The organism is Streptomyces sp. NPDC002265 (genome assembly GCF_040296125.1).
GTDB lineage: Bacteria > Actinomycetota > Actinomycetes > Streptomycetales > Streptomycetaceae > Streptomyces.
The window spans coordinates 1-1240 of the sequence record NZ_JBEOWS010000711.1; the positions used below are offsets into that span (position 1 = coordinate 1).

Annotated in this window: 2 protein-coding genes; one reads left to right on the forward strand and one right to left on the reverse strand. The window is 68.5% G+C overall.

Annotated features, from left to right (window positions below; translation table 11 throughout):
* Positions 1-262: 262 nt before the first annotated feature.
* Positions 263-397: a hypothetical protein gene (locus tag ABT085_RS46460; protein ID WP_351623289.1), complete on the reverse strand. Its 135-nt coding sequence runs from the start codon at positions 395-397 to the stop codon at positions 263-265.
* Positions 398-462: 65 nt separating this feature from the next.
* On the opposite strand from ABT085_RS46460, the gene ABT085_RS46465 reads away from it, so the two are divergent.
* Positions 463-1240: YwqG family protein (locus ABT085_RS46465; RefSeq protein WP_351623291.1), on the forward strand; the 778-nt coding region annotated here is incomplete at its 3' end.

Here is a 1240-nt window from a genome sequence, read left to right on the forward strand (position 1 = left end):
CACGACGCCGCAGCTCAGCGGGGTAAGGGGAGGGACGTGCCATGACTCAATCCTCTCAGAGAATCGAGTCTCCATTCGAACCGGTGCGGTTCAGAGGCTCTCGCACGGGACATTCTCACGGCGGAGACACCTCCCTGGGGGCGGCAAACTGGCCTGTGACCGGCCTTGGGACTGGTGGGCGGGTCTGTCCAGCCAACGGCCCTGTCTCATTTTCGGTGGTGACGGGGGTTGGTGAGGGTCGTTGTCATTCGGGTGAAGGATGTCAACGCGTTTGTGCAGAGCTCAGCCGTCTGGCCTGCGGCAGAGTGATCCGCTCGGCCGGATTCTCGCTGCGCAGCTTGGCCAGCTGGCGCCTGGTCTGCTCGATTCGCACCTGTGGCGCGATCGCCAGATGCATCTGATCGGTTGTCGGAGGGCGGGGTTAGGGTCGGCGGCGGCAGATCGTCAGCAGCGGGAGACTCCATGTCGTCAGGGGACATACAGCAGGACATCGGGCACGTTCGGCCGGCCGGGTCCCGCGCGCTCGCGCCGATGCCCTTCGACGTCGAGGCCGTCTTTCCGGAGCTGGCCGGCACGGCCCGCGAGGTGACTCTCCTCTACCCGCGGGCGGGGCGGCCCGGACCTGGGGAGAGCTCGATCGGTGGGCCGTTGTTGTGGCCGGCCGGCGAGCCGTGGCCGGTGTGTGCCGAGCCGGGCCACTACAAGCCGCTCAGTGCACCCGTCGGCCCCGAGCCGGTCGCGATGGTCGCGGTGGTCCAGCTGTACGCGCGGGATGTGCCCGGTCTCGTCTTCCCTGCCGGTACCGATCTGCTGCAGATCCTGTGGTGCCCGCTCGTGCACGAGGACGGCCCGTGCGCGGCCGACCCCCGGGTTTATTGGCGCAGCACGGTGCTGACGGCCGCCGGTGGCGCCGCCGGAGAGCCGCCCCGTCCGCACACTGCGGAGGAGGAATTCCTGCCGCGCCCGTGCACCGTGTCCCCGACTTCGGCTGTGGAGTACCCGAACTGGGATCTGCCGGAGGGGCTCGGCGACCTGCTCGGCGAGCGGTTCGAGGCACTGCAGGGGGAACAGGGCTTTGACTACTTCGAGGTGGCCACCACGCAGCAGAGCAAGGTCGGCGGCTACCCGGGGTGGACCCAAAAGCCCAAGGCCATGAAGTTACGGGTCGGGTCCCTGGCTGCGAGTGGGGTCTGGTCTGGAAGAACGCCGGACGTGAGAAGCGGAGCCCCGGTAGAACTGG